At 36.6% G+C, this 22,507-nt stretch carries 28 protein-coding genes; 10 read left to right on the forward strand and 18 right to left on the reverse strand.

Going from position 1 to position 22,507, the window contains the following annotated elements; translation table 11 throughout:
- Nucleotides 1-10: 10 nt before the first annotated feature.
- Both BQ6100_RS17070 and BQ6100_RS17075 read right to left on the reverse strand, forming a co-directional pair.
- Nucleotides 11-568 carry a DUF5366 family protein gene (locus BQ6100_RS17070; protein ID WP_075982752.1) on the reverse strand — a complete coding sequence of 186 codons (558 nt, stop codon included), beginning with the start codon at nucleotides 566-568 and terminating at the stop codon, nucleotides 11-13.
- A 175-nt stretch (nucleotides 569-743) separates the two neighbouring features.
- The gene (locus BQ6100_RS17075) at nucleotides 744-1,130 is read right to left on the reverse strand and encodes a hotdog fold thioesterase (protein ID WP_075982753.1); all 387 of its coding nucleotides are present in this window, start codon (nucleotides 1,128-1,130) and stop codon (nucleotides 744-746) included.
- A 173-nt stretch (nucleotides 1,131-1,303) separates the two neighbouring features.
- On the opposite strand from BQ6100_RS17075, the gene BQ6100_RS17080 reads away from it, so the two are divergent.
- Nucleotides 1,304-1,711, forward strand: coding sequence for a hypothetical protein (locus tag BQ6100_RS17080; protein ID WP_075982754.1), 408 nt, complete (start codon nucleotides 1,304-1,306; stop codon nucleotides 1,709-1,711).
- Between the two features lie 316 nt (nucleotides 1,712-2,027).
- Here the strand turns inward: BQ6100_RS17080 and BQ6100_RS17085 are convergent, their stop codons facing one another.
- The 5 genes from BQ6100_RS17085 to BQ6100_RS17105 all read right to left on the reverse strand — a co-directional run bounded on the left by BQ6100_RS17085 (nucleotide 2,028) and on the right by BQ6100_RS17105 (nucleotide 6,603).
- On the reverse strand, nucleotides 2,028-2,210 hold the full coding sequence (locus BQ6100_RS17085) for a hypothetical protein (RefSeq protein ID WP_075982755.1): 183 nt from the start codon (nucleotides 2,208-2,210) through the stop codon (nucleotides 2,028-2,030).
- Nucleotides 2,211-2,323: 113 nt separating this feature from the next.
- Nucleotides 2,324-3,829: a leucyl aminopeptidase gene (locus BQ6100_RS17090; protein WP_075982756.1), complete on the reverse strand. Its 1,506-nt coding sequence runs from the start codon at nucleotides 3,827-3,829 to the stop codon at nucleotides 2,324-2,326.
- Nucleotides 3,830-3,983: 154 nt separating this feature from the next.
- On the reverse strand, nucleotides 3,984-4,697 hold the full coding sequence (locus tag BQ6100_RS17095; RefSeq protein ID WP_075982757.1) for a 3D domain-containing protein: 714 nt from the start codon (nucleotides 4,695-4,697) through the stop codon (nucleotides 3,984-3,986).
- Nucleotides 4,698-4,885: 188 nt separating this feature from the next.
- Nucleotides 4,886-5,176, reverse strand: a complete 291-nt coding sequence (locus BQ6100_RS17100; RefSeq protein ID WP_075983614.1) for a YuiB family protein — start codon at nucleotides 5,174-5,176, stop codon at nucleotides 4,886-4,888.
- A 209-nt stretch (nucleotides 5,177-5,385) separates the two neighbouring features.
- Complete coding sequence (locus BQ6100_RS17105; RefSeq protein WP_075982758.1) at nucleotides 5,386-6,603, reverse strand: NAD(P)/FAD-dependent oxidoreductase; 1,218 nt, start codon at nucleotides 6,601-6,603, stop codon at nucleotides 5,386-5,388.
- Between the two features lie 360 nt (nucleotides 6,604-6,963).
- On the opposite strand from BQ6100_RS17105, the gene BQ6100_RS17110 reads away from it, so the two are divergent.
- Complete coding sequence (locus BQ6100_RS17110; protein ID WP_075982759.1) at nucleotides 6,964-7,962, forward strand: NAD(P)/FAD-dependent oxidoreductase; 999 nt, start codon at nucleotides 6,964-6,966, stop codon at nucleotides 7,960-7,962.
- 33 nt (nucleotides 7,963-7,995) lie between these two features.
- Here BQ6100_RS17110 and BQ6100_RS17115 read toward each other — a convergent pair whose 3' ends face one another.
- Entirely contained in the window at nucleotides 7,996-8,358 is a 363-nt protein-coding gene (locus BQ6100_RS17115; RefSeq protein ID WP_075982760.1) for a HesB/IscA family protein, read from the reverse strand.
- 182 nt (nucleotides 8,359-8,540) lie between these two features.
- Between BQ6100_RS17115 and BQ6100_RS17120 the strand changes: the two genes are divergently transcribed.
- Nucleotides 8,541-9,242 carry a DUF2225 domain-containing protein gene (locus BQ6100_RS17120; RefSeq protein WP_075982761.1) on the forward strand — a complete coding sequence of 234 codons (702 nt, stop codon included), beginning with the start codon at nucleotides 8,541-8,543 and terminating at the stop codon, nucleotides 9,240-9,242.
- 87 nt (nucleotides 9,243-9,329) lie between these two features.
- On the opposite strand, the gene BQ6100_RS17125 is transcribed toward BQ6100_RS17120, so the two are convergent.
- Nucleotides 9,330-9,569, reverse strand: a complete 240-nt coding sequence (locus BQ6100_RS17125) for a YuzB family protein (RefSeq protein WP_075982762.1) — start codon at nucleotides 9,567-9,569, stop codon at nucleotides 9,330-9,332.
- 329 nt (nucleotides 9,570-9,898) lie between these two features.
- Here BQ6100_RS17125 and BQ6100_RS17130 point away from each other — a divergent pair, with 329 nt between their 5' ends.
- On the forward strand, nucleotides 9,899-10,963 hold the full coding sequence (locus tag BQ6100_RS17130) for an NAD(P)/FAD-dependent oxidoreductase (RefSeq protein ID WP_075982763.1): 1,065 nt from the start codon (nucleotides 9,899-9,901) through the stop codon (nucleotides 10,961-10,963).
- A 49-nt stretch (nucleotides 10,964-11,012) separates the two neighbouring features.
- On the opposite strand, the gene BQ6100_RS17135 is transcribed toward BQ6100_RS17130, so the two are convergent.
- Nucleotides 11,013-11,333, reverse strand: a complete 321-nt coding sequence (locus BQ6100_RS17135) for a YuzD family protein (protein WP_075982764.1) — start codon at nucleotides 11,331-11,333, stop codon at nucleotides 11,013-11,015.
- A 175-nt stretch (nucleotides 11,334-11,508) separates the two neighbouring features.
- Here BQ6100_RS17135 and BQ6100_RS17140 point away from each other — a divergent pair, with 175 nt between their 5' ends.
- Entirely contained in the window at nucleotides 11,509-11,745 is a 237-nt protein-coding gene (locus BQ6100_RS17140) for a NifU family protein (protein ID WP_075982765.1), read from the forward strand.
- Between the two features lie 56 nt (nucleotides 11,746-11,801).
- Here BQ6100_RS17140 and thrB read toward each other — a convergent pair whose 3' ends face one another.
- The 4 genes from thrB to yutH all read right to left on the reverse strand — a co-directional run bounded on the left by thrB (nucleotide 11,802) and on the right by yutH (nucleotide 16,303).
- On the reverse strand, nucleotides 11,802-12,716 hold the full coding sequence (gene thrB / locus BQ6100_RS17145) for a homoserine kinase (protein WP_075982766.1): 915 nt from the start codon (nucleotides 12,714-12,716) through the stop codon (nucleotides 11,802-11,804).
- Nucleotides 12,713-13,774 (reverse strand): threonine synthase, encoded by a 1,062-nt coding sequence (gene thrC, locus BQ6100_RS17150; RefSeq protein WP_075982767.1) that lies wholly within the window; start codon nucleotides 13,772-13,774, stop codon nucleotides 12,713-12,715. The genes thrB and thrC overlap by 4 nt, the downstream gene beginning before the upstream one ends.
- Complete coding sequence (locus BQ6100_RS17155; RefSeq protein ID WP_075982768.1) at nucleotides 13,774-15,069, reverse strand: homoserine dehydrogenase; 1,296 nt, start codon at nucleotides 15,067-15,069, stop codon at nucleotides 13,774-13,776. Before BQ6100_RS17155 ends, thrC begins: the two co-directional genes overlap by 1 nt.
- A gap of 223 nt (nucleotides 15,070-15,292) precedes the next feature.
- A complete protein-coding gene (yutH, locus tag BQ6100_RS17160) occupies nucleotides 15,293-16,303 on the reverse strand; it encodes a spore coat putative kinase YutH (protein WP_315970026.1) in 1,011 nt (336 codons plus the stop codon).
- Between the two features lie 203 nt (nucleotides 16,304-16,506).
- On the opposite strand from yutH, the gene BQ6100_RS17165 reads away from it, so the two are divergent.
- The gene (locus BQ6100_RS17165; RefSeq protein WP_075982770.1) at nucleotides 16,507-17,004 is read left to right on the forward strand and encodes a phosphatidylglycerophosphatase A family protein; all 498 of its coding nucleotides are present in this window, start codon (nucleotides 16,507-16,509) and stop codon (nucleotides 17,002-17,004) included.
- A gap of 54 nt (nucleotides 17,005-17,058) precedes the next feature.
- On the opposite strand, the gene BQ6100_RS17170 is transcribed toward BQ6100_RS17165, so the two are convergent.
- Both BQ6100_RS17170 and hepT read right to left on the reverse strand, forming a co-directional pair.
- Entirely contained in the window at nucleotides 17,059-17,823 is a 765-nt protein-coding gene (locus BQ6100_RS17170) for a TIGR01457 family HAD-type hydrolase (protein WP_075982771.1), read from the reverse strand.
- 56 nt (nucleotides 17,824-17,879) lie between these two features.
- Complete coding sequence (gene hepT, locus BQ6100_RS17175; protein ID WP_075982772.1) at nucleotides 17,880-18,317, reverse strand: type VII toxin-antitoxin system HepT family RNase toxin; 438 nt, start codon at nucleotides 18,315-18,317, stop codon at nucleotides 17,880-17,882.
- Between the two features lie 213 nt (nucleotides 18,318-18,530).
- On the opposite strand from hepT, the gene BQ6100_RS17180 reads away from it, so the two are divergent.
- Nucleotides 18,531-18,797 carry a DUF3055 domain-containing protein gene (locus BQ6100_RS17180; protein ID WP_075982773.1) on the forward strand — a complete coding sequence of 89 codons (267 nt, stop codon included), beginning with the start codon at nucleotides 18,531-18,533 and terminating at the stop codon, nucleotides 18,795-18,797.
- Between the two features lie 67 nt (nucleotides 18,798-18,864).
- Nucleotides 18,865-19,149 (forward strand): cytosolic protein, encoded by a 285-nt coding sequence (locus tag BQ6100_RS17185; protein WP_390622444.1) that lies wholly within the window; start codon nucleotides 18,865-18,867, stop codon nucleotides 19,147-19,149.
- Between the two features lie 73 nt (nucleotides 19,150-19,222).
- Here BQ6100_RS17185 and BQ6100_RS17190 read toward each other — a convergent pair whose 3' ends face one another.
- Nucleotides 19,223-19,498 (reverse strand): YutD family protein, encoded by a 276-nt coding sequence (locus BQ6100_RS17190; protein ID WP_075982775.1) that lies wholly within the window; start codon nucleotides 19,496-19,498, stop codon nucleotides 19,223-19,225.
- Between the two features lie 115 nt (nucleotides 19,499-19,613).
- Here BQ6100_RS17190 and BQ6100_RS17195 point away from each other — a divergent pair, with 115 nt between their 5' ends.
- Nucleotides 19,614-20,231 (forward strand): YhcN/YlaJ family sporulation lipoprotein, encoded by a 618-nt coding sequence (locus BQ6100_RS17195; RefSeq protein ID WP_075982776.1) that lies wholly within the window; start codon nucleotides 19,614-19,616, stop codon nucleotides 20,229-20,231.
- Between the two features lie 83 nt (nucleotides 20,232-20,314).
- Here BQ6100_RS17195 and lipA read toward each other — a convergent pair whose 3' ends face one another.
- Nucleotides 20,315-21,232 (reverse strand): lipoyl synthase, encoded by a 918-nt coding sequence (gene lipA / locus BQ6100_RS17200; protein ID WP_075982777.1) that lies wholly within the window; start codon nucleotides 21,230-21,232, stop codon nucleotides 20,315-20,317.
- 293 nt (nucleotides 21,233-21,525) lie between these two features.
- Between lipA and BQ6100_RS17205 the strand changes: the two genes are divergently transcribed.
- Nucleotides 21,526-22,476 (forward strand): M23 family metallopeptidase, encoded by a 951-nt coding sequence (locus BQ6100_RS17205; protein WP_075983615.1) that lies wholly within the window; start codon nucleotides 21,526-21,528, stop codon nucleotides 22,474-22,476.
- Nucleotides 22,477-22,507: the final 31 nt, after the last annotated feature.

The raw sequence follows: 22,507 nt of genomic DNA on the forward strand, positions 1-22,507 counted from the left end.
TCCTTTTTCGCTAAATAGGCAAACTTGACATAATGCTGTTGTAAACCTTAATTCCAATAAATACTACTCCTGTTAAAAGCGTTGACCAAACGATTACTTGAAAAAAAATCAGTCCTATCAAACCTACCATAGATATCCGAGAACTTACTTTAAACACAAAATAAATAAAATAAACAATTGTCGTAGCAAGGAAAATCCCCGCTATCCCAATAAAACTAAACATACTTATTAATGAAAGAGCTCCACCAATAAAGTATATGATGGAACCAGATCGAATATTTTTCAAACTATCCCCTTCCGAATCTTTAGAAAAGAAAAGGAGGGATAACTGATTAATCGTATCGGCAATCAGCTTTAAAGCGGCAAATACCATAAAAAAGAGAACAAGAAGTAGGATAAGGAGGGAAAGCTTGATTCCCCCCTCAGAGAAGAATTCCCTCATCCCTACATAAATCCCTATTTTCTTTAAAAAATCAATTAAGGTAAGCTCTACCCTAATGGAAGTACTTAAGCTGAATAATATTATTGAAAGAAGTGGTAAATAACCTGTCAAATACGTATTTCTCATCTTTTTTCTCCATATGCTTTGTCAAGGTGGCATTCTTATTTAGTGAAAGTCTTCTCCCTATTGATCTCCATTCCAATCAACTATGGATAAAAAACAACATTGAGTTTAAACTCAGCCAAATAAAAAAGGAAAGACCGCCTATTCATATAATAGCAAGCTTTCCTTCTTAAGAAAATTACTTATTTCTTTTTATTACCGCCATGGTACATCTGGACACACAAATTAGCTTTTCCTCTTCGTCCACAATTTTGATATCCCAAACCATAGTCGTTCTTCCCTGATGGAGAACCGTTCCAACTGCCGTAACGTACCCTTCCCTTTTTCCCCTTATATGATTTGCATTGATCTCTAAACCAACCACTGCTTCGGTTTCTTGGTCAACAAGCTCAAATGCTCCAACAGAGGCAACTGTTTCCGCTAATGCAACGGATGCACCTCCATGCAGTAAGCCAAAGGGCTGTCTTGTTCGTTCATCAACTGGCATTTTTGCAACAACTTTCCCCTTAGTAAGCTCAGTCACTTCGATGCCAAGATGGTTAATTAGTGTCTTTGTTAAGTCCATACTGTTTTCCCCTTTTCCAAACTATAACTATATTTCCTTTAAAATGGATATTTAATATATATTCGCCGCCTTCCCTTTTTTCCCTTTTATTAATGAGGGAAAAAATATTCATAGGATATGCATTCATAGACATAGATTGAAAAGGGATTACTTAATGAAAGGGGGGATTAAAAATGTATCCATACTATCGATATGATCAACCATATTATCCTGCTCCCCATTATCCCTATCCACCGTACTACTCATCAATCCAGAACGATTCCATACCCTACATTCCCTATAGAACCTATCCACCTGTAAATCCAAACATTTTCATGTCCAGCGCAAAGCATATGCAGGTGATTATGCTGGATGCAAGCTCCCTATTGGAAAAAATGGCTAGTAATCGGAAATTTTCCTACGAACTAATGAGTGCCGCACAGCAATCCAACAAAAGGAAAGTACAGGAACTTATTCACTCATCAGGGATTAAGTCGAATCCTCAAGTCACCTATAATCCGGATGGGCTGAAACTAACCTTTATTGCGAACGATAAACAATCAGATTGCTGTCAGCTTTCATTAAATTTAAGGTGGTTTTAAAAAATGATAGAGCTGCACATAGGAAAGACCGGGTAAACCCGGTCCCATTTTTGTGTGTTATGATGGAAACCAAAAATTTCAATAAAATAAATATCTTTCATATAAAAAAAGTTGTGGAATTCCATCATCCTCACCCGATAAATTTGTATCCTCTTTGAACAGAAGGTCAGTTTCTTCTTACCTCTTTATAGAAATCCCCTTACGGACACTGGTTCCGTTATTTAAGTTTTTATAAGAAATCCACAGTACCAATAGCTGTTTAACTATAATTAATTTCAAAAAAAAGACTTCCATATCTCAGGAAGCCCTAATGTTATTAATAAAATGGATATCCATATGGAGGATATGGCGGGAATGGCGGATAAGGAAAAGGTGGATAAAAAGGTCTAGGTCTTGGATAAATTAACGCAGAACCTAGCAAGCCACCTAACAATCCTCCAATAAATGGAACTCCAAAGAAAAAACCTCTCTGATTATACGGATTTCGACAATAATTCACTCAGGCAACCTCCTCTTCAAGTCTGTACTTCCCTACACTATTTTTTATGCAACTTGCCTATGATTCGCGTGGGCTAGCTTAGACATTAGACGGGAGTAATCCTAATTTGATTATTATTCAACGGTTTCAAACCGTTCAACCAATATAGCAAGCGTCCGTGCCATCACTCCTGTTGCACCAGAAGGTCCGAGGTCATGGTCTTTATTGATTGTGGCTGTTCCTGCAATGTCAAGGTGTACCCATGGAGTGGACTCAGCAAATTCTCCTATGAAAGCAGCTCCCATAATTGCATGTCCCTCTCGACCAGGTGAGTTATTTAAATCGGCAATTTTACTGTTCCTTACTCTTTCCTTATCCTTTTCAAAGATAGGAAGTCTCCAGATTGGTTCACCTGCTTCATAGGCAGCTTCCAATACTTGCTCAAATAAAGGTTCATCATTCGTAAATGCACCTGTCGTATAAGTTCCAAGAGCCGTAATGACTCCTCCAGTTAAAGTTGCCACATCAACTACATAATTAGCTCCATGGTGTTTTGCGTAAGTAACAGCATCTGCTAGAACAAGACGGCCCTCTGCATCTGTATTCAGAACTTCAATGGTTTTTCCGCTCAATGAAGTAATAACATCATCTGGTTTAAAGGCATTGCCACTAACCATATTATCAGTAGATGGAATAACAGCGACCACATTTTGCTCTGGCTTCAATTCGCCGATAATTTGCATGGCACCTAAAACTGCTGCCGCTCCTCCCATATCCGTCTTCATGCCAACAATGCCATCCTTCGTCTTGATGGAATACCCACCAGTATCAAAGGTAATTCCTTTTCCAACAAGTCCGATGACATCTTTCCATTCTTCCTTACCTTGATATTTTAAGACAATCATCTTAGGGGGCTCAGTTGAACCTTGATTCACAGCTAACAAAGCACCCATTCCTAATTTCAACATATCTTCTTTTTCTAAAATCTCTACTTCAAATTGATATTCCTGTCCTAATTCTCTCGCATAGTTCGCTAAATCTGTGGAAGTCAGCATATTTCCGGGTAGATTTACGAGTGTACGGGCAGAATTTGTTCCTATACCAAAAGAGTAGCCTACAATCAAGGATGCATGGATTTCGTCTACATCTGATTCATCACTATATACCGTAATATTTTCTATTTTCTTCTTAGGCTCATTCGACAATTGTTTATAGCCTTCAAATTGGTAAGTAGCCAAAGCAAAAGCCTCGCTGATTGCATGTGCAACATCTAAAGAATCTACACTTTCAGTTGTAAAGGAATCTAATAATACAGCTGCTTCATCTATTTTTCCATTTTCCGCCGTTTTAAAAGCCTTTCCTAATGCTTCCCTCAAAATTTCAAAGTCGAAATCCTTTTCTTTTCCTAATCCTACGAAAAGTAATCTTTTTGCTCCAACTTTTCCAAAAGTATGTATGGTGGAAATTGATTTCTTCTTAGCAGATATATCCCCTAATCTAACTAGCTCAGTTAGATACCCATTAAATGCCTGATCTAAAGTCTCAAGGCTACCTGCAAATTTCACTGGCCTTTCAAAAATTCCAATAATGAAGGTTTCGTGATTGTTTGAGAAATTTATTTGATTTTGAACAGTAAACATATAAATCCTCCTAACTCATTTCTATTGAAGATACAAATTCTATTATATCGAAAAAACTTTAAAAATACATTTTTTACCTATCCATTGATGTATAATATTTAGCTCTTTTACACAAAAAACGAGACACCATTATGACTGTCTCGTTATCACTATATTATTCTTTTTCAGACTTTGTATATGCTTGACGAAATACTTGCATCGATTTGTTTTCATTTAATTGCCTTAATTTTTTCTCCGTTAATTTTCCATTACCACGCTCGACAACATAGACCTTAATTGTTTTCTTACCCCATTGCTCATAAACATCTTTAACGGTTTCATAGTAGAGGTCTAATCTATTCCCTTTAATAGCTCCACCCTTATCTGCTACAACTCCAAAGCCATATCCAGGGATAAATAAAATAGTTCCTATCGGAAAAACATTTAAATCAGCTGCAATCGTAGAAAAAAGATCTCTTTTGACTTTTACTCCAGAATAAGTAAATCCGAATTCAGGATGATTAGGATTTTTTCCTGTTGATTCATATCCTGCTGTATATCCTGTAGCTACTACAGTGGTAGAAGGATATTTAGACCAATCCTTCTCCTCAAGGGTTGGAATACTCCCTTTAACCTCCTCACTAGAAGAAATAAGTGTGGTTTCCTTACTAATATGTTTTAACTCCTTCATTGCTAATCCAAGTAGTTTATAATCATCTGCATTATTAGTCCCATCTAATTCATCCATAGATTCATATCCGAATTGCTCAACCGTTAGCTCAATTGAACCTGCCTTCACTCCTGAAATAGATTGAAAGGTTGTAAAGAGTGCTGCTAAAAACAAGATTGCCATAATCAAACGCCTTGTCCATTTTTTCAAATTATTCATAGAAAATTTTCACTCCTCCCATGAATATTCATTTCCCAATAAGAAGTGAAATATTCATAAAAAGGTGAAAAACAGAAAGAATTGTGTAAATTTTTTGACTTTTCAGCTAAACATCCGAATAAAAAAGGTAAATCACGGTCATCTTTTAATGAAGATTCGTGATTTACCTTAAGAGGCAAAATTAATGGTTAAAACATCTGATATCCTTTTTTTCGTAAAATCCTCATCGTAAATCCAGCACCTATCGCTCCTAAAAAACCGCTTCCAACAATAAGTACATCAACCAAGGCCATTCCAGTGAGCTCATGACCTAAACTTGAAAATGCTTCCTTGCTATTCGTAAAATAGTCAATAAACCGAACCTTATCAATAAGAAAAATAGCAACTACCGGGAACACGATTGCCATGATCCATGTCATTCTCAAGAGCATATTTAAAATAAATCCTATTCCGAAAAACAAAACAAAAAATAATAACATGGAAATGATTGTAATTGGTAATGCTAATATTGTCTCTTGCAAAGCTTGTACCCTCCCTTATACCCATCATTCATAAGTTTAACTGAATAATCAAAAGGGAGTCAATTTTATTCATATAAAACATTTCATTTTTCTAAAAAACCTTTTTCTTACAAAAAGTAAAAAAGCTATCCCTTGAGTTGGTACATTCAGGGACAGCCTTTTGTTTATTAAAAGAACTTGAACTTTCCTTTTTTCATGACTAAGGATGGTCCACCAATCATGAACAATGCACGATTGTCGATTACCTTTTTCATAAAGGAAGCCGATGTTCCGACAAGTTTCTTACCAAAAACTAGCCCAATTGCATCGTCATGGCCTAATGAACAAACAGACCCCTTAATATCAGGAACGAAGGTTTCTAATTCTGTCTTTTCACGAACTAATGCAACTAGATTCTTCGCGCAAGTAATCCCTTCCTGCATAGCAATTTGTGCAGTTGGTGGGTAAGGTCGATTGATTTCTTCATTAATAATAAGAGCACAGTCTCCAATAATAAAGATGTTGTCGTGTCCTGATACCCTCAAATCCTTTTCAACCTTCACTCGGGCACGCATGGCTTCAAAACCAGACTTTTCAATAATTGAATTTCCACGAACACCTGCTGCCCAAACAACCGTACCTGCTTTGATTAGTTCAACCTCATCCTCGCCTTTACTTACAAGGATACCTTCTTCAGTTGCCTCTTTGATCGCGGTTCCAATCATGAAAGTAACGCCTTTTTTCTCTAACTTAGCAACTGCGTAATCTACTAGCTCTGGATCAAATCCAGGCAATACCATTGGTGCAGCTTCTACACAATAAATTTTCACCTTATGTGGATCAATATCATATTCTTTACATAATTCAGGAACACGGTTGGTGAGCTCCCCTAAAAATTCTATGCCGGTAAATCCTGCCCCACCTACTACAATGGTAAGTCGTTCATCATTTTTCACTTCTTCGGTATTATAAGTCGCGAATTGATAATCAATATGTTCACGGATTTGACGTGCTGCATTCACATTGACAATTGAAAACGCATATTCCTTTAACCCTTTAATTCCAAAGGTTTCAGACTCTGCGCCTAATGCAATAACAAGATAATCATAAGTGATTTCACCATTATCTAACACAACTATTTTTTCTGCTGTTTTTACCTCTAAAGCTGTTCCATGTACAAATTCAACTTTATTTCTATCTAAAATACTTCTGATATCATAACGTACACGATCATGATGTAGAGTTCCAGCGGAGGCTTCGTGTAACCAAGTTGTTTCGTAGTGGTAATCATTTTTGTTTACTAAAACAATATCAGCTTCATTAACCCCTAATGATTTTTGTAACTGAGTTGCTGTCATTAATCCGCCATATCCGGCTCCTAAAATGACTATCTTTGGCTTTCTCAAGACTAATCACTTCCACCCTTTATTATTTTCTGCAGTTTCCCTTATTTTGTCCGCTTCTGATAAGATTATTTTTTGATTAGTACAAAAAGTTTGTGATATTCTTCACGAAGTCGGACAAAAAAATGTTAGAAAGTTGTCACGAAAAGTTAACATAATATCTAAATATCATGATATGCCTTTTTACTATGATTTTCAAGCATTTATTTTCATCAGATAATAATAATTTTAGTTTACGAATTATCCGATATTTTTAATTTTTCTAAAAAAATTTCATTCAATAATCATTTCTTCGAGTGATTATACTCCTTTTGTGGTATTATAATGGGAGAAAAATGTAGAAATATAGTAGGAGGACTCGAAGTGAAAGAAGAACAAAAGGTTTATGATATTACAATAATTGGAGGGGGACCGATTGGCCTTTTTACTGCTTTCTATGGTGGGATGAGACAAGCCTCTGTAAAAATTATTGAAAGCTTACCACAACTAGGTGGACAACTCTCGGCGCTCTACCCAGAAAAATATATTTATGATGTAGCTGGTTTTCCAAAGATTCGTGCACAAGAACTAATAAATAATTTAAAAGAACAAATGGCAAAGTTTACTCCTACAGTGGTATTAGAGCAATCAGTAGAAAAACTGATTAAGCAAGATGATGGCATCTTTATGCTGACAACGGATAAGGAGACCCATTATTCAAAATCCATCATAATAACTGCAGGAAATGGCGCATTTCAACCACGTCGCTTAGAATTAGAATCAGCCCTTCAATATGAAGGAAAAAACCTCCACTATTTTATTGATGATTTAAACAATTTTGCTGGCCAAAAAGTAGTTGTTTTTGGTGGTGGGGATTCTGCTGTTGACTGGGCATTAATGTTGGAACCAATTGCAGAAAAGGTCACTATTATCCATCGCAGGGATAAGTTCCGTGCACATGAGCATAGTGTAGAAAACCTGCAAAATTCTAAAGTCGATATCAAAACACCTTTTGTTCCTGCTGAACTAATTGGTGATGAAAATGGGGTTAGACAGGTTGTCATCCAAGAAGCAAATGGGGAGAAGCAAGAAACCATCGACGTCGATGCAGTCATTGTAAATTATGGGTTCGTTTCATCTCTAGGGCCTATAAAAGAATGGGGCTTAAACATCGAAAAGAATTCCATTGTCGTCAATTCAAAGATGGAAACAAATATCCCAGGAATATATGCAGCAGGAGACATTTGTACCTATGACGGAAAGGTAAAATTAATTGCTTGTGGATTTGGAGAGGCTCCAACTGCCGTCAACAATGCTAAAGCTTATATTGACCCTAAAGCAAGAATTCAACCATTACATAGTTCATCTATGTTTAAGTCTTAAATCGAACAAAAGAGAGGCAAATTGCCTCTCTTTTTAGCATTCTTCGGGTGTACCTTGATTAGCGGCTGTTCTAAAGGAAGAACCACAGCCACAGGATGCAATCGCATTAGGATTGTCAATGGTGAAGCCTCCGCCCATCAAGGATTGTTTATAATCAATTTTAGTACCATTCAAAATGGCAGCACTCTCTTGATCAACAAGGATTCTAATACCAAACTGTTCAAGCTGTAAATCATTTTCTTCTATTTCGTGAGCAAATCCCATTCCATAGGATAACCCACTACAGCCACCGCCTTGAATGGCAATTCTCAAATAAGCATTTTCCTCATCATTTTCCTTCATCATATCTTTTATCTGTAATGATGCTGCTTCCGTAATTTCTACAACATTTGTCATTTATATCCCTCCCTATGTTCATTTCTTCTAATAGTATATACACTTCCCCCTTATTACTCAACTTTCAAGAGTCCCAATATAACCTATAAAATAGTTCTTTATGTTCAAAAAATGAGGTATAATAGTCTTATCAAACTTATTTTTTTCACAAGTAAATAGACCTAGTTTAGAAGGTGAATGATATGCCAGAAATCCCTCCTCTTTATGATAAAAAATGCCAGTGCCTATTATGTAAAAAACCTTTCACGACAAAAAAAGTTCGTTCAAGATATGTTAAGGTACTTGAGTATGATACCGATTTTAATCCAACCTATGCGTCTGACGAGACAAATCCTGTTTTTTATTATGTCAATGTATGCCCTCATTGCGGTTTTTCCTTTACAGATGAGTTTGCTCCCTATTTTCCTCCAGGCAGTAAAGAATTAATCCAAGAAAAGGTCTGTAAACATTGGGTTCCACATGATTTTGGAGGTAATCGAACCATCCAGGAAGCCATAAAAACCTACAAGCTATCTGTTTATTGTGCAACCTTAAAAAAAGAAAAGCACATATTTATTGCGGGGTTATATATGAGATTGGCTTGGTTATATCGTAGATTAAAAAACAATGACCAGGAAAATCGCTTTATGAAGCTTGCTTGCCAAGAATACATGGAATCTTATATGGAAGATGATTTCAAAGGAACACAAGTCTCTGATGTAAGAATTCTATATTTAATTGGAGATTTGTCACGAAGAATGTCTGATTTTGATCAAGCCGTCAAATATTTTTCTAAGGTAATTGAAAAACAAAATCAAACTGTAGAATCAAAGATTGTTGAAATGGCTAAAGAACGTTGGTATGAAATCCGCGATACGAAAAAAGCGGAGAAAGAACCGATATAAAGAAAAATCATAAGGGGCTAATCAATTAAACTGCCCCTTATGTCTTTTTAAAATGACTAACTTTCAGATACTTTGACCTGACAAACCCTAAAACAAGGGGTTCTCTTCAATATGGCGATAAATATTGTTGACAAGGTCTTCCGTATTTTCCCCAGTTACTACTTCTCCGTCCACTAATGCAAACATGGTGGCTGCACATTTGCCACAATAACTAAGACATCCATATTCAATTACATCCAAATTAGGATCCCTTTCTAACTGCTCCATTGCTGCTTGTGAGCCGCTAGCTAAATTACTCACACAAAATTCTATAATAGGTCTAATCAAAGTATTCACCTCAAAATAATTTACTGGAAATATTATCAGAAAAATGAAAAAATTATAAAATATAATAATAAATTTACAGATTTTTATATCAAATAGCACCACATAAGTATTTTAGCACAAATCAAACAACAACACTTTTCTATTGCTTTGTCAATAATTCTTCATCGAAGTGTTGAGATTTTGTCACAATTTAGATATACTTTTAATGTTGCTTATTATTTTAACTATTTTGATATTTATTATTTTCCAATAATATCAATTTTTTTTAATAATGTTTGTCCAGGGGGATTTAAAGAACAAAGAGAAAGGTCACAAAAGGGGAAATTAAGATGAAAAATCTAGTTATTCTTGGTGGAGGGTATGGAGGAATGAGAGTCCTAGCAAAACTTTTGCCGAACTCTCTTCCAGAGGATGTCAGCATTACCTTAATTGATCGTCATCCTTATCATTGTTTAAAAACAGAATACTATGCATTAGCTGCGGGGACAGTATCAGACCAAAATATTCGCGTTCCTTTTCCAGAGCACCCTAGATTAAAATTAGTATTTAGTGAGATCACGAGTATTAATCTAGAGGAATGCAAGGTTTCATTAGAAGCCGAAGAAGTATCATACGATGATTTAATCATCGGATTAGGCTGTGAAGACAATTATCATAATGTACCTGGTGCTAAGGAATACACCTATAGCATTCAGTCCATTGAAAAGTCTCGTAGCACATACAAAAAACTGAATAACCTACCACCTGATTCCATTGTCGCCATCGTCGGTGCGGGATTAAGTGGTGTGGAGTTAGCTAGTGAATTGATTGAGAGCCGGCCTGATTTAAGAATTAAATTGTTCGACCGCGGAAGACATATCCTATCTGCTTATCCTGAAAGGCTGAGCACTTATGTAGAGAATTGGTTTGACAATCATAATATTGAGATCATCAATAATTCCAATATTACTAGAATAGAAGAGAACACTGTATTTAACCATGATGAGCCAATTTTCTGTGACGTTATTGTTTGGACTGCGGGAATCCAGCCAAATATTATCGTTCGTGAAATGGAAACTGAAAAGGATACACATGATCGACTGGTTATTACTCCTTATCACAATCTACCAAATAACGAACATGTTTATGTCGTTGGAGATTGTGCAAGCTTACCACATGCTCCAAGTGCTCAACTCGCTGAAGGTCAAGCAGATCAAATTGTTCAAATTCTTTTAAAACGCTGGAACGGTGAAGCGCTTCCTGATTCACTTCCTTCAATTAAATTAAAAGGAATCTTAGGCTCACTTGGGAAAAAGCATGGCTTTGGTCTTGTTAACGAAAAGGCAATTACAGGAAGAGTTGCACGCTTATTGAAATCAGGAATTTTATGGATGTATCGTTATCATAATGGTTGATACTTTATACACACCAGCCTCCATTGATTATTACTCTGGAGGCTGCCTTTCATTGATAACCGTACTTTTCCATTTCAGCAAAAATGGTTTTTAACCTTGGATTACCTTCTCCGACAATTTTGTCACCTATTACCACAACAGGATAAAATAAATCCTCCTCAATAATTCTGTTAGCAAATTCCTGTTGTTTTATATTTTGAGGGGGATTATGGATATCAACATAGGTGATTGTAAAAGGTTGGTCGATAAATTTTCTTTTCACCGCTGCTTCAATCCATTCATAGGTTTCTTTTGCTGATGGAAGATTGACACAGCTTGCACATACTTGCTCTGCACCATAGATAATTATTTCGACTGATTCTTGCTTCATTTATCGCACCACCTTTTCATAAAAAATGTCTTTAATAAAGTCTCTTTTTATTTTACAATATAAGCGTAGTTCATACCTACTAAAATAGTCCAATTACGTTGAACTCGATTCTCAATAATAGATTTTTCATGTTGATGTGATTATAATATTATATAAAGAAAGGAGCGATTTTCTCATGTTAGATTTAGAAATGAAAGAACAAGTTCAAGAAGTACTAGATAAATTAAGACCATTTCTTCTTCGTGATGGCGGAGATTGCGAATTAGTTGATGTTGAAGACGGTATCGTCAAATTGCGTTTGCTTGGAGCTTGCGGAAGCTGCCCTAGCTCAACCATTACTTTAAAAGCAGGTATTGAACGTGCACTGCTAGAGGAAGTACCAGGGGTTGTTGAAGTAGAACAAGTTTTTTAATTATTGTTGATTTGAAAAAGAGACTGATTTGTATATCAGTCTCTTTTTCATTCTTTTTATTTAACTTTCCTCTTAAAAGTTGAAATGCTGCCTTCCTGATCAACTGTTAGATATAAATAATGTAATTGAGGAAGTTGTTGCTTTAGCCTATTAAGTAATTCCTTCCCCTTTCCGCTTTCAGTCATGCACATAACAGTAGGCCCTGCACCACTTAATGCGACCCCATATGCACCAAGCTTTGGAGCGTGCTCCTCTAGCTCCTCAAGATGTGGAACTAGTTTCTTTCGATATGGCTGATGGTAAAGGTCCTTACTCATCATTTTCCCCGCTAATCGTAAATTTCCACTTAGTAAGGCGGCTATCATCACATTTGAAACGGAGCCTGCCTGTACAGAGTCGTAAAATGGCATCTGATCTGGAAGAACGCCACGAGCTTCTTTTGTAAGCAATTCCTCTGATGGCACGACTGCGACAACATCAAAGTTGACATTACTAGCATGAACTAGCTCCGTACCTTCCTTTGACATGCTTCCAATCACGAGTCCGCCAAAAATGGATGCCCCAACATTATCAGGATGTCCTTCAATTTTTGTAGCAAGCTCCAGCTTTTCTTCCTTTGTTAATCCCAGTTTTGCCAAATAATTTGCCAGCTCAATACCTGCAACAATCGCAGAAGCACTGGAACCAAGCCCACGCGCTAAAGGAATGTCACTCTTCACACGAACTTGACAAGGAGGAAGGGTTTTGCCAAATTGCTTTGCTGTATTTAACGCAATAGAAATCATCATATTTGATTCATCAGAAGGAAAGGCCTTTAGTTCCTCTGATAAAGGAATTACCTCCCATCTATCAGCTTGCTCAACTTCTAAAGTGATGTAAAGACTTAGAGCAAGACCTACTGAATCAAAACCCGGACCAAGATTTGCTGTACTGGCCGGTACTTTGATTATGAGCATGTCATCTGGGCTCATAGAAGAACAGCTCCCTTAATATGTTCAATAACCTTTTGTTCATCATTCGGTAATACAATTGGTTTAATTTCGCTATGATCAATGGCCGTATCCGGATCCTTAAGACCATTTCCGGTTAAGATAGCAACTACCTTTGAACCCTTTTTAATTTCTCCACTTTGTACTTGCTTAAAGACCCCGGCAATCGATGCACAGGAACCTGGCTCAGCAAATACCCCTTCTGTAGAGGCGATTAATTTATAGGCGTTTAAGATTTCTTCATCCGTAACCTCATCAATTTTTCCATTAGATTCTTTTGCAGCATTAACCGCTAAATCCCAGCTTGCAGGGTTTCCAATTCGAATAGCTGTTGCAATGGTCTCAGGATTTTCAAATACCCGATTATGTACAATCGCCGCTGCGCCAGCCGCCTCGAATCCTCGCATTTCTGGCAGTCCTGTTTGCTTTGCCTCATGATATTCTTTAAATCCCTTCCAATATGCACTAATATTCCCGGCATTTCCTACAGGTAACGCAAGAACATCTGGTGCTCCACCTAATTGATCACATACTTCAAACGCAGCAGTTTTCTGTCCTTCCAATCGGAAAGGGTTGACTGAGTTAACAAGAGTCACCGGTTCAGTTTCACTAATATTTCGAACCATCTTTAATGCCTGGTCGAAGTTACCTTCAATGGATATGATTTCTGCACCATACATGACGGCTTGTGCTAGCTTGCCGAATGCAATTTTTCCTTCTGGGATGACAACAATACACTTAAGCCCTGCACGAGCAGCATAGGCAGCTGCAGAAGCAGATGTATTTCCTGTAGATGCGCAAATAACCGTATTGCTTCCTGACTCCTTCGCTTTGGCTACAGCCATAACCATCCCGCGGTCTTTAAAAGAGCCGGTTGGATTGGCACCTTCTGTTTTCACATACAATTCAATTCCCCATTGTTCAGAAAGCCTTTCTAGCTTTATGAGCGGAGTATTCCCTTCATTTAGTGTTAACATTGGAGTTTGATCATTAATTGGCAAAAAAGCTTTATATTCTTGTAGCAATCCGCACCATCTCATTATTTTCCACTTCCTTCTACTCTATATGAACTTTTTACTTCCTTCACAGCCTCTAAATCTCTTAATTGAACTAAGATATCCTCGTAATCACTCAATGATGCATGATGAGTAACTAAAACAATCTCTGCAAGCCCTTTTTCTTTAACAGGCATTTGGAGAATTTTTTCAAAGCTTACCCCATGCTGGGAGAAAATTGATGTAATTGTAGCAAATACTCCTACTTCATCCTTAACATGCAGCCTTAAAAAGTATTTAGAAAAAATTTCACTTGGTCCCTTTAAATTCTTTTTATATTGAAGATCGACTGCACTTTTTCCGTTTACGCCAAGGCGCATATTCTTAATAACAGCTACTAAATCAGAAACGACAGATGTCGCTGTTGGCAAGCTTCCTGCTCCAGGGCCATAAAACATCGTCTCTCCCACCGCTTCTCCATAAACATAAACAGCATTATATTCATCTTGGACTGAAGCAAGTGGATGAGAATCTGATAGAAGGGTTGGCTGCACACTTACCTCCACCTTTTCATCATCCCGTTCTGCAATCCCAATTAGTTTCATTGTATAACCCAATTGCTTTCCATATTGCAGATCTTCTTGAGTAACCTTTGTAATTCCCTCCACCTTAACATCGTCTAAATCAATTTTCATTGAAAAGCCTAACGTCGCAAGAATAGTCATCTTTCTAGCAGCATCCAAGCCTTCCACGTCAGAGGTTGGATTACTTTCTGCAAATCCTAATTCTTGAGCTTCCTTAAGCACATTATCATAAGAGGCACCATATTTACTCATCTTTGTTAAGATAAAGTTAGTTGTACCATTGACAATTCCCATCATTTTTGTAATCCGATCGGATGCCAATCCATCTACTAAACTACGTAAAATAGGGATTCCCCCAGCAACACTCGCTTCATAAAATAAATCACAACCATTTTCTGAGGCAACGGTTAATAATTCTGATCCATAAACAGCCATTAAGTCTTTATTTGCAGTAACGATATGTTTTTTATTTTTCAAGGCATTAAGGAGAAGTGCTCTTGTTGTATCTATTCCACCCATAACCTCAATTATAACATCGATTTCTGAATTATGAATTATTTCATCGGGATTGGTTGTCAGAATGGACGCAGGAACATCCACAGCCCTTTCCTTATGGACATCTTTCACTAATATTTTTTTGATTACGACAGGACAGCCCACTTGATGCATAAGCTTATCCTGGTGATTTTCGATAATTGTAACAACACCAGACCCGACTGTTCCTAAGCCAAGTAATCCAATATTGATAGCCTTCACTTAATCATCCCTCTCCCCAGTCTATTTAAGATGAACATCTGTCTTTGTATAGTAGACATTATAAAGATTACTTTTGCCTTTTACAACAGTTTTTTTAATAGTAAAAACATTTGCAAACGATTCCTACGCTGTTATTCCAATAAAAATTAAAAAATTTTGAATTAAACAAAAAAAACTCTTACTTAATATAATAAAGTAAGAGGGCCTCCATGAACATCACAAATTATCGAATTTTGCTCAACCATTCGACTATGGGGATATTATTTTTTCTAACAGGTACCTCTGCCATTTGGAAAAATTCCGCTAAAAAATGTTCGTGATCACTTGAATGCTGAAGATATTTTTTTAAACGGTCCTGCATTAAATTCTTTTGTTGTTCTGAATTTGCAATATAATAACCTTCCACGCATTCAAAATAATGCAAAGGAAACAAAAGTCTAGCATACAATAATCTCCAGGCAAAGGGCGATAATGGTGTAATCGTTTGATAATCCTTGATAAATTGGATCAATTCTGGCTGATAGGTTTGGCTATTCCGAAAATATCTTTCCCTCGTCCATTCTGCAATATCTCTTGCACAATGATCAAAGGCCCAATCGAATGGATTTTTTATAATATAATGATCCCCCCATGTCTTTCCATGAAATTTCACATGACAAACTGTTCCATAATCAATCAAACCTGGTTCTCCATCGAGTTCAGTATCAACGAGATATTGAATAGCATTTTCCGTTAGCCCCATATAATAGGGAAATGACTCAAGGAACATTCTTTCAAAGTCGTTTTCTGGGGGAATAAATAATTTATCTGTCCATACCTTTTCCATCTGGTCTAACCTGGTCTCCCAAAATTGCTTCCACTGACCAATTCTATTAAGTTTCGTTACTGGAAACGATACTTGCCTGCCTCTAAGATGAAATTTTGCCAGCTTTCGTCCAATATGCTTTACTTGTGCCATTTTCGGATGACGATTGACGATCACACAAAAGGATTGCTCTCCCCATTTAGCAAAGGATAAACCATCTTTTGTTTTAACCATTTCACAAACATTTCGATCCCCATTTTGGATTAAATGCAAAGATAAATTTTCTAGTTCCTTTAATTCCTCTTGATCGACATGACCGATGGGAATAACTAAATATAATTCGTTTTTATTATTGAAAGCTTCATACATCCCGACCTTTAGACGTCCCTCAACCTTTATTCCATACTGTTGCTGAAGCAGTTTTGCCATCATGGCTTTACACCTCATTTTCCAATATTACTACTGCCATATATATGATAGTCTTAAGGGAAACTTGAAGTAATTTCTATTCCTTTATATATGAAATGTGGATGAAAGAAGAGGATATCGCATACATTAACCCATATTGGCTTATTGAATATTTTGTTATATAAGGCTATATAATTGAAAATGATTAAGAAAAGGTGAAAAATATGAATGAAGAAAGAAAAATTAGTATTTCTGAGGAAACGGCTCGAAGATGGTTAAAGGAAAGAGGGGTAACCGTTCATGACATGGCTGAGCTCGTTTATTATCTCCAGGAAAAATATCACCCTAATTTAACTATAGATAAATGCATACACAATGTAGAAAAGGTTTTATCAAAAAGAGAAGTTCAAAATGCTATTTTAACTGGCATTCAGCTTGATATATTAGCTGAAAAAAGGATGTTGGAGGATCCTCTCCAATCAATTATTGAAACAGACGAAGGATTATATGGTGTGGATGAAGTTCTTGCCTTTTCCATTGTTAATGTGTACGGTTCTATCGGTTTCACGAACTATGGCTATATCGATAAATTAAAACCAGGAATATTACAAATGCTGAACGATAAGTCCACGGGTAAATGTCATACCTTTTTAGATGATATCGTCGGTGCTATCGCAGCTGCAGCATCAAGCCGCCTGGCCCACAGCGCTTCTCATAATTAAATAAAAAAATAATTGTAGTGAAAAATACGAAAAAGGATGGAGCTTCCATCCTTTTTAAAATTCCCATTGATCTAAAGAATCAATAGCATATGTTGGTTGAATTTCGTAATTTTTTAACAGCTCTTTAGTAGTCACACCTGTATGAACTAAAAGAGTATCCATACCCGCATTAATACCCGCTTTGATATCAGTATCGTAATAATCCCCAACCATCAAGGTTTCATCTTTGCTTACTCCTAAAACCTTCAATGCCTGGTTCATAATAATTGATTCTGGTTTCCCAATAAAAGTAGGCTTCGTTCCCGTAGAAACGGAGATGACAGAGGTAATAGAACCGTTCCCTGGTAGAAATCCTCTTTCTGTTGGAAGAGCAATATCCGCATTAGTTGAAATAAATGTAGCACCATTTCTAACTGCTAAGCACCCTATCGCGAGCTTTTCATAATTAATGTCACGATCAATTCCCACAACGACAAAGTCAGCATTTTCTTCTGCATATGTAAATCCCTTTTCTGAAATTGCCGAACGGATTCCTTCCTCACCAATCACATATACAGTCCCATTTTTATTTTTTTCATATATATAATTGGCAGTTGCCTGACTTGTGGTAAACACCTGTTCTTCCTCTGCTGGAATCCCAAAACCTCTTAGTTTTTCTGCAACCTGTGAAGGAGTCCTTGAGGAATTATTTGTTACAAATAAATATGGGATTTGAAGATCGATTAGTGACTTTATGAAGCCTGCCGACTCCTCAATTAATTCCGTTCCTTTGTACATTGTACCGTCTAAATCAATTAAGTAACCCTTGTATTTCTTCAAACATTCTCACTCCAGTGTTTATAATCTTAGATGAATAACGTTAAGTAATCGTGTGGTTAATTTCTAAAGGCTGAAACTGGGCCCAGCTCATTCTCCAAATATTGTCTAACACTAGTGGCAAACTCTTTCAATTTTGACAAGTGATTGTTAAAAATACTTAGCAATTCTTTATGGTCAATAGCGATGTAATCAGTGACCAGCATTTTGCGACATTTGATGATTTGTTTTAGGCTTTCACTCATTTCCTTTGTAATAACCAGTTCATCATCTAGAATGTCCACAATATCCTCATAGCTTCCAGGATCTCGCATAATAAAACCATCAATCATTGAATTTCCTACATCCAAAATCGATTCAATCATCGTATGTGTCAATCGTTCTAAAGCAGCTATTTCAATTAGTGACTCCCATTTAGTATGCTCTTCAAAAACCACAATTTGCTTTTCAAAAAACTGTAATGTATTCTCAATTTTTTCTCGATCAACAAAGTACATGATTCATCATCCTTTCGACAACATACCCTCTCATTTTATTAAAAAGTATCTCACTCTTCAATCTTTTACCCTTTTATATTCTCTTTCATATTGTACCATGTTTGAACATAATGTCATTTAATGAAGTTTTACTACAATACCTACGTATAGAAATTTGTTAAGATATGAATAAGCTCACCAATATACGCTCATACGAATAAAGGAGGATTTCATGTGACTGAACGCTTTTACTTATATGATGATACCGAAAATACTAAAACTCGATTTATCAGCTTTATGTCCGAAAATTCCCGCTTTGATTTAGCAATTATTACATCCGATCGATATTATGGAAAAAAGCTTGTTTTGGATATACAAGGAAGCCGTTTTGCAATTATTGGAACAGATGATTTAGAGGAGGAAGGTTACTTAGAATATGCTTTCAATCTTTCTGAAGAAGACGCAGAAGAACTAAAATCCTTTCTTTACGATGTGATATAAAAATTTTCTAATGGTTTTTACTTCTTTTTCAAATACTATCTACAAACCATTTACAAATGGGGTGTTTATTTTGAAAGAGAAGGAAGAGGTTTATACTGATTTTTCAAATGTGGAAAAGCAAAGGGATTATCTAACAGCAGAGGAGTTTCCAGAGGGTCCATACGGTTCATCTATTGGGCAGAATGAACCTGTCAAAAATAAAGAAACACCTTGGCATGAGGGACAGCGTCATTATAGCGCCTATAATTATGAATATAAATCATTACATCAAAGCCTACCTCGCCAAATGGACGGGGCTCATCCACCTCATGATAGCCCATCGAAAAGGGAGGATCCACCTTATTCCGTATAAATAATACTTTTTACAAAAGAGGCTATCCTGAGTAAAGGCTAGTCATACTCTCAAGATGGCCTCGAAATTTCTACTACTTATTCACTCTTTTTAATACAAAATAAGCACAGCCAAAATTGCAGTATTCATATAGATATTCGGTTAAAATACTAATTTTAGTATCAAAGGATGCCTTTTGATTTTGATCATCAAAAAACCCTTTTAAGCGAAGCTGACCGTAGCCCCAGTCACCAACAATAAAATCATACTTCGATAAAATATCGCTATATCGATTGCGAAAGGCCTCTTCATTAAAGCCCTCTCCTCTTTCCTCAACAACCTCATAACAAATATTATTAATGCAGACCATCATATTACACCTACCTCAAAAGGACTCTAATATAAATTATAACTGATTCCCCATCAATTACTAAGAAAAAAAAGAAATGTTCAAGGTCATTCTAGTAATAAGGGGGTGTTTATTTTTGAAAAAGTCATTAATTACAGTTGCAATTTGTGGAATTGCTGCGCTATCCGGGTGTCAAAATAACAATGATGATAATTCAAAAGCAGGAATATATAAGAGAAGCGGAAATACCATTAATGTTAATGACAATCGTGCTGAATTATATAACGAAGGGCATAATGATGTAACTGAAGACTTTGGCTATACCCGCCACCAACGAAGCCCTGTCCAAGGAGAAAATACATCAAATAAGCATTATGCTTCCATAGATAGAGAAAAAATGTCCGACATTATTGGAAAATATGCTACCGATGTTCCAAACGTTGATGATGTTTCTACACTTGTTACGGACGAAGAAGTGTTAATTATATACAGCACAGACACAAAGGACCGTTCAAAAACAGCGGACCAAGTCAAAAGAACTGCTATGTCTGTTGTTCCAAGATGGTATCATGTGTATGTTTCAGATAATCCAAATTTAAGGAAAGATGTAGAAAGTTATGCGCAACTTGATTCAGATAGCAAAAATGTAGATGCTGCTATTGACCGGATTATTCAACAAATGCAAAAATCTCCTCAAGGAAAAAAGATGAATAATGGCGAAAATGCAAATGGAGAAGAAGCAAATGAAAAATGACATTCGGTTGAAATAAATTCAAAGGTGCCTGGCACCAATGCCGAGCACCTTTGATGATAACTTTTTACAAAAATCCCCTTCTTCTATGCTTCCTTTGTTTCCTGCTCACTAAGCTTTGTTGCATTCTTGACTGAACTACTTACCTGCTCATCAGCATGATAAGAGGAGCGTACTAACGGTCCAGCCTCACAATGACTAAACCCTTTTTGTAAGGCGATTTCCTTTAGCTCCTGGAATTCATCAGGATGATAATATTTTTCGACCTTTAAATGGGATTTTGAAGGCTGTAGATATTGTCCGATTGTAATTATATCTACATGATTTCTGCGCAAATCATCCATTGCTTCTATAATTTCTTCCTTTGTTTCTCCAAGTCCAATCATAATACTTGATTTTGTTGGAATCTCAGGTTGTAATTCCTTCGCACGACGCAAAAACTCCAAGGAACGCTCATAGGTTGCACGCGCCCTCACTCTTGGTGATAGCCTTTTAACCGTTTCAAGATTATGGTTTAAAATATCTGGTCGTGCGTTCATTAAGGTTTCAAGATTCTCATGAACACCACCCATATCAGATGGAAGCACCTCAATACTAGTGAATGGATTTTTTCTTCTAATAGCTCTTACAGTTTCAGCAAATACAGCAGCTCCTCCATCCTTTAAGTCATCCCTCGCAACAGCAGTGACGACTACGTGCTTTAAATTCATAAGATGAACGGAATCAGCAACTCTCTCTGGTTCCTGCCAATCAAGTTCATTAGGAAGCCCTGTTTTAACCGCACAGAATCTGCATGCCCTTGTACAAATATCACCTAGAATCATAAAGGTCGCAGTTCTTCTAACTGCCCAACATTCATGTATATTTGGACATCTTGCCTCTTCACAAACACTATGTAAATTTTTTTCCCTCATCATTTTCTTGAGTCCAACATAATTCTCATTCGTATTTAGTTTTATTTTTAACCATTCTGGTTTTGGTACATATTCTTTATTTCTTTTCATTATTTTAAATCCTACCCCCCTTGGAAAGAAAGCTGATGGATACTAAAAGTACTTTTATCGCAGAATAACGGGCAGTAAGCCCCCACTGATGGAAGTTTCACTTGATCCATCCCCTACTGTTGCCACTTTAACATATAGATTGTTTTGAAAACAAGTAACTGATACTCAACATATTACCAACAATTCACATTTATTAATTTTCTGTTTACTCACAAACTAGAAATGTCACATTTTAAGAGGGGAGGATTCCTGTGCGGCCTTTTTTCGTGATTTTTATTTTATCATTATTATTTATTAGCACTACCATCCAGGTTGATGCAAATACAACAAGTGATAACGCGTATGAAAAAAGGATGGAGCTTTACAAAAAAGTGGAGGCAGTAACGAATATACCGTGGTATTATTTGGCGGCAATTGACCAATATGAACGCAATGTTCGCTTATCCAGAAAGGATATACCAGACTCTGAAGGATTGATAGGAATCTATTTCAAGCCAGAAGAATGGGTCGGGGTACTTAATCCAGATCAAAAGGACGAAAATCCCCTTTCCATCCAACTGTTTGGAGGTATTGGGAGTGATGGGAACGGAGATGGAAAAGCAAAGCTTTCGGATGACGAGGATGTTTTATTTTCATTTGCCAATTTTATCCTTAATTATGGGGTTGATCATGACAATATAAAGATTGGTCTTTGGAATTACTATAAAAGAGATAAAACAGTGGGAATTATCATTGGAAAGGCAAAGATATACAATCATTTTGGTCATTTAAAGCTCGATAATCATTCATTTCCAGTTCCATTAAGGAGTAACCATAGCTATAGAAGTACTTGGGGTGATGCCCGAGGATGGGGTGGAAGAAGAATACATGAAGGTACAGATATCTTCGCTAGCTACGGTGTACCAGTCAGAGCAACATCCTATGGAATTATTGAAATGAAGGGTTGGAATAAATACGGTGGATGGAGGATTGGCCTTCGGGATATTAACAATAATTATCATTATTTTGCCCACCTTAGCGGTTTCGCAAAGGATTTAAAGGTTGGACAAATTGTTGAACCCGGAATGATTATAGGCGGAGTAGGTAGTTCAGGTTATGGACCTCCTGGAACGTCAGGAAAATTCCCGCCACACTTGCATTATGGTATCTACAAGGATAATGGATACACTGAATGGTCCTATGACCCTTATCCTCATTTACGTTTATGGGAAAGACAAGAGAGACAAAGATTGAAAAAAAGATAATGCTTCTTAAAGAAAAGGAGCCATGCGTCAC

Source organism: Bacillus massilinigeriensis, assembly GCF_900117315.1.
In the GTDB taxonomy this organism is placed as follows: Bacteria; Bacillota; Bacilli; order Bacillales; family Cytobacillaceae; genus Bacillus_BE; species Bacillus_BE massilionigeriensis.

Coding starts and splice junctions, on each gene's coding strand:
- BQ6100_RS17090 (WP_075982756.1), bottom strand. CDS start 3,829: ATGTTTACTGTTCAAAATCAAATAAATTTCTCAAACAATCACGAAACC.
- yutH (WP_315970026.1), bottom strand. CDS start 16,303: ATGGCAAAACTGCTTCAGCAACAGTATGGAATAAAGGTTGAGGGACGT.
- BQ6100_RS17190 (WP_075982775.1), bottom strand. CDS start 19,498: ATGGTCTGCATTAATAATATTTGTTATGAGGTTGTTGAGGAAAGAGGA.
- thrC (WP_075982767.1), bottom strand. CDS start 13,774: ATGAGATGGTGCGGATTGCTACAAGAATATAAAGCTTTTTTGCCAATT.
- thrB (WP_075982766.1), bottom strand. CDS start 12,716: ATGAGCCCAGATGACATGCTCATAATCAAAGTACCGGCCAGTACAGCA.
- BQ6100_RS17140 (WP_075982765.1), top strand. CDS start 11,509: ATGTTAGATTTAGAAATGAAAGAACAAGTTCAAGAAGTACTAGATAAA.
- BQ6100_RS17095 (WP_075982757.1), bottom strand. CDS start 4,697: ATGAATAATTTGAAAAAATGGACAAGGCGTTTGATTATGGCAATCTTG.
- hepT (WP_075982772.1), bottom strand. CDS start 18,317: ATGTACTTTGTTGATCGAGAAAAAATTGAGAATACATTACAGTTTTTT.
- lipA (WP_075982777.1), bottom strand. CDS start 21,232: ATGAAAAGAAATAAAGAATATGTACCAAAACCAGAATGGTTAAAAATA.
- BQ6100_RS17120 (WP_075982761.1), top strand. CDS start 8,541: ATGCCAGAAATCCCTCCTCTTTATGATAAAAAATGCCAGTGCCTATTA.
- BQ6100_RS17080 (WP_075982754.1), top strand. CDS start 1,304: ATGTATCCATACTATCGATATGATCAACCATATTATCCTGCTCCCCAT.
- BQ6100_RS17100 (WP_075983614.1), bottom strand. CDS start 5,176: ATGTTATTATTTTTTGTTTTGTTTTTCGGAATAGGATTTATTTTAAAT.
- BQ6100_RS17135 (WP_075982764.1), bottom strand. CDS start 11,333: ATGAAGCAAGAATCAGTCGAAATAATTATCTATGGTGCAGAGCAAGTA.
- BQ6100_RS17075 (WP_075982753.1), bottom strand. CDS start 1,130: ATGGACTTAACAAAGACACTAATTAACCATCTTGGCATCGAAGTGACT.
- BQ6100_RS17130 (WP_075982763.1), top strand. CDS start 9,899: ATGAAAAATCTAGTTATTCTTGGTGGAGGGTATGGAGGAATGAGAGTC.
- BQ6100_RS17115 (WP_075982760.1), bottom strand. CDS start 8,358: ATGACAAATGTTGTAGAAATTACGGAAGCAGCATCATTACAGATAAAA.
- BQ6100_RS17070 (WP_075982752.1), bottom strand. CDS start 568: ATGAGAAATACGTATTTGACAGGTTATTTACCACTTCTTTCAATAATA.
- BQ6100_RS17165 (WP_075982770.1), top strand. CDS start 16,507: ATGAATGAAGAAAGAAAAATTAGTATTTCTGAGGAAACGGCTCGAAGA.